This window comes from Lysinibacillus sp. NPDC058147, from assembly GCF_042884205.1.
Taxonomy (GTDB): Bacteria; Bacillota; Bacilli; order Bacillales_A; family Planococcaceae; genus Lysinibacillus.
In genome coordinates, this window is the sequence record NZ_JBHVUJ010000022.1 from 1 (window position 1) to 4,225 (window position 4,225).

General features: G+C 33.8%; 3 protein-coding genes, 1 rRNA gene and 1 pseudogene. 2 read left to right on the forward strand and 3 right to left on the reverse strand.

Annotation, left to right across the window (positions count from 1 at the left end; genetic code table 11):
- Window positions 1-291 precede the first annotated feature (291 nt).
- Together ACFVT8_RS24465 and ACFVT8_RS24470 are read right to left on the reverse strand one after the other, a co-directional pair.
- A complete protein-coding gene (locus tag ACFVT8_RS24465) occupies window positions 292-825 on the reverse strand; it encodes a hypothetical protein (protein WP_132358150.1) in 534 nt (177 codons plus the stop codon).
- A gap of 185 nt (window positions 826-1,010) precedes the next feature.
- A pseudogene (locus ACFVT8_RS24470) lies at window positions 1,011-2,072 on the reverse strand (IS1595 family transposase).
- 434 nt (window positions 2,073-2,506) lie between these two features.
- On the opposite strand from ACFVT8_RS24470, the gene ACFVT8_RS24475 reads away from it, so the two are divergent.
- Together ACFVT8_RS24475 and ACFVT8_RS24480 are read left to right on the forward strand one after the other, a co-directional pair.
- Window positions 2,507-3,259 (forward strand): SDR family NAD(P)-dependent oxidoreductase, encoded by a 753-nt coding sequence (locus ACFVT8_RS24475; protein WP_387086420.1) that lies wholly within the window; start codon window positions 2,507-2,509, stop codon window positions 3,257-3,259.
- Window positions 3,260-3,457: 198 nt separating this feature from the next.
- Entirely contained in the window at window positions 3,458-4,006 is a 549-nt protein-coding gene (locus ACFVT8_RS24480; RefSeq protein ID WP_387086423.1) for a GNAT family N-acetyltransferase, read from the forward strand.
- A 148-nt stretch (window positions 4,007-4,154) separates the two neighbouring features.
- Here ACFVT8_RS24480 and rrf read toward each other — a convergent pair.
- Window positions 4,155-4,225 (reverse strand): 5S ribosomal RNA (gene rrf, locus ACFVT8_RS24580); the annotation flags it as partial.

The window sequence follows — 4,225 nt, forward strand, 5'->3', positions numbered from 1 at the left end:
CTCTCAATTATAAATTAAAAAGGCGAGGTATTCGACGATTGAATCGTCGAATACCTCGCTAAGTGGAACCAGATGAAGTTTTTCAGTGCCCTCGTAAAATACCGAACTCAAGCCAGCCAATTAGCTGCATAATAAAAACTCTAACTTTAAGGGGTCACTACCAATGTGTAGGATAAATCTGTCTTTTCGGTTTGATATTTCCTGAATCGAAAATTTAACGAAAGCTCTGGTTAGTTGAAGTAAAAACATTCATTATTTTTAAAATATTTTACTTACTTCTATGTAAAATAACTATTTTCCTCGTGGCCAAATGAAATATGAAATAGATATGATAAAATCAATTCCCAGTACTAAAGACCATACTTTTAGTGTTTCAAAAAGTTTAGAGCTACGGTCCGCATCATTTACTAGGTATATCAATATTAATAAAAATCCTGCTCCGATGATATATGCAAATAAATGCTGAAAAGACCCTTTCAAAGAATTACGAGCATATGCGAAACCAGTCTTTTTTTCAGGTTTTGTTCCCTCTTTTTTTATGTAGTATAAGAACCTTTCATCAGCCCAACGAACGATACTCTTTCCAAAAGCAATCGACACACCTAAATAGATAGCAGCAATTGCGTGAGACGTAGTTGCATTTCCACCCTTTAATAGATCTATAGCAGTTACGATTAACAGAAACAAATCAATCACGGGTGTTAGAAGTAAAAAGAACGATCCCATTTTTTTAAAGTTATATACATAACGTAAAGTTAGACCGAGTATTATAACAATCCAAAAACCAATTTCTGCTGCAATAATTGACCAAGTAATAAAATTCAATTAACCACCCCACACTTTTACTTACAAAAAATCTAGTAGTATAAAAACACACGCTTATATAGCGTATATTATATTATAAGGAGAAACAATAAAAAAATTCCACCTTTTATCAAATTAACCATATTAATTCAGCGAAAACCTCTTTTTGCTTCGCTAATTGAATAACAGTAAACCACTGAATCCGCTTAAAAAGCATCTGATAAATGGTGCTCTTTGCCTTTTCTTATTGCTTCAATTGTGAAATAGTTAGATTTTTGACAAGTTGAAATAAGCATTTGCTCTACCCGATTTTCAAATGCCAAGTTTTTATGTAACTCAAGCCAACGATACCAGTAAAGGTAACTATCCAAATAATACGTACCAACGCCCTGAAATCGTTCCATCCATCCTTTCAAACGGCGATGGAAGTTATTAACGTGTTGTATATGGAATATCCCTTTTTTTACTCGTTGATTTTGATTAAGATTAACTGTTTCGTGTTTAAGATTTTTTGCTGCTGCAAATTTTTTATAATTGGTAGCGGTATCCGTGCATAACAAAGAAGAATGGGCTATATAATCCCCGATACCCCCCTCAATTTCTTCTGCTTTTACACGACCTCTACCCGCCATCCTCGCAATAATATTGTTATTTCGATCTTGTGCTACAACTACAGCAATTTTCTGATTTGAAATCCCTCGTTTTTCATCCTTTTCTCCTCGTTTTTTTGGTTTACGATGTGTAAATCTACGACCTTTTAAAGATTCACGAAAGAAAGTCTCATCACTTTCAATGATGCCAGATAATTGGTTGAAGCCGTGACTTCCTAAAGCGTTTAAAATCTTATGTCTCCAATAAAAAACGGTAGATATATGAATTTTTAAAGAGTCTGAAATCTTCGGTAATGTAACACCGTTTATCATCATTTTAATGTATTCAATCTATTTTTCCGGATAACGCGAACCTGAAAAAGGCGTATTTGTCATATCATTAAATGTTTTTCCACAATCCTTACATAAATATCTTTGTCTAGAACGATATTTACCATTACGTTTTACGGCAATACTTCCACAATGAAGACAACCTAAACCAGACGAAAAGTGAGACTCCTTGATCTTAGGAAGTAATTCTTCCATTTTATTTTCTTCTTTTGGATATAGATCTTGTTTCATTGCCTTAAATAAGGCTAGTTGATCTGCTTTTCCTAATTCTCCGACTGCTTCATATACATATTGAACGCCTTCTGAAAATGCATTATATTCAACCATATTCAGTATTTTCAAGAGAGCAACAATCTATACGAAAACAGCCTATGTTTATTAAAGTCCATAAGATATGGAAAAGTAATAATAAATGACTTTGAATTTTATGGTCATATTGAACAACAAAAATATTGTTCTAAATACAAATTTAATTTAGTATATTACGATGATTTTGATGCTTATTTTTGCCCTAAATGTAATAGTTGGACTGCATCAAAATGTAGTGACCCTAATTGCAAATATTGCCCTAACCGACCTGAAAAATCTTTAACTCGTAAAAAAGCTTAATTAAACTAACAAAGCAAGTTAGCTCAACAAGAAACACTGAATTAAGTCAACTAAAAATTTAACATTTTCTTCTATATAAAAATCTCCTTCAAAAGGTTTAACGATGTAAAATGTAGAATTACTATTAATTACATTTTGTTAGGAGTGAAGCTATGCATAACTTATCAGGGAAGGTTATTCTCATCACAGGCGCAAGTTCAGGTATTGGGCTTGCCACGGCAGAGTTGGTGGCATCTGAAGGGGCTAAAGTAATTATTAATTATAATTCAAATGTAAAGGGGGCCTTGGAAGCTGTCCATCGTATTCAAGAAAATGATGGAGATGCCATTGCAATTCAAGCTGATGTTATTAATAAAGAAGAAGTGAACTCAATGGTTGAACAAGCTATTTCTTCATATGGCACAATTGATGTTTTAGTTAATAACGCTGGTGGTGGCATCCGCCAAAGTACATTTATGGATATGAGTGAAGAGCTATGGGAAGAAACGTTTAAATTAAATGTAAATAGTGTCCTCTTATGCTCCCAAGCTGTATTAAGACATATGATTCCGAAAAAACGCGGAAAAATTATTAATGTATCTTCAGCGGCTGCACGTATTGGAGGGGCTGGAGAAAGTATTCATTATGCATCTGCTAAAGGGGCGATAAATACTATGACGATTGGAATGTCCAGAGAGCTAATTGAATATGGAATTATCGTGAATGGGGTAGCACCCGGAATGGTAGAAACACCTTTTCACGATAAATTTGCTCCTGGCGATAATCGACTTGAGCGTATGGCTTCATCTGTACCTATTAAACGGGCTGCAAACCCTATGGAAATAGCAGAGGTCATTGCCTTCCTTTCTTCCGATGCTTCAAATTATATCCTTGGAGAAATTTTGAATGTTAGTGGTGGGAGATAATTAAAAAGCAGGGATATTATTAGACATTTTAAGTTTGTAAGTAGATGTCTATTATTTTTGCTTTAAGATCATTAAATTGCATAAGCAGCTCTTTTTTACTGAACTAACAGTACAGTTTAGTTTAATAAGAAGGAGATAATTTCCTTATATCAAATATACTATATAAGAATAGGAAGTATTTCTAAGTGAGGTGTTCGATTGAATAAGATAAGAACTGAAACAGAAAGATTAGTTATTCGATTAATAGAAGAGGAAGATTATTGTTCTTGGCTTACTCAATTTGAAAATCGTTTGCCTTCTCAGCATAAATACGATGAAGGTAAATTAGATATGACCATCTGTACGAAAGAATGGTTTCGTGATTTAGTTACTAAACATCATCAGATGGCTAAGGATGACAAGGTATATGTATTTGGAGTGTTTAGAAAAGTAGATAATACTCATATTAGCTTTATAGACTTTTCGACAATTATGAGGGAAGAATTTCAATGGGCAAGGTTTGGATATACAATTCATAACCACTTTTGGAGACAAGGTTATGGTAAAGAGGCTGTAAAAGCAGCCATTGATCTAGCGTTTAAAAAATTAAATTATCATCGAATAGAGGCTCACATAAACCTTGATAATATAGCATCCATAAAGTTAGCGGAAGCTGTTGGAATGGTTTATGAATGTACGAGGAAAGGATTCATACATGAGGACGACAAATGGACTGATCAACTAGTTTACTTTATAAACGCAAAGTAAGCTTTTATTAAGTAGACAAGAATGATGATGTTCTGGTACACACTCTCTTAAGAAGAAAAAGTCATTCTTTATAATATTATTATTGGGCTAATTTACTTAAAAATCGCAAATAAAAAAGCCGAGAAATAAATCCTCGACTTTTCTAAGTGCCTAGCGACGTCCTACTCTCACAGGGGGAAGCCCCCAACTACCATCGGCGCTAAAGAGCTTAACTTCCGT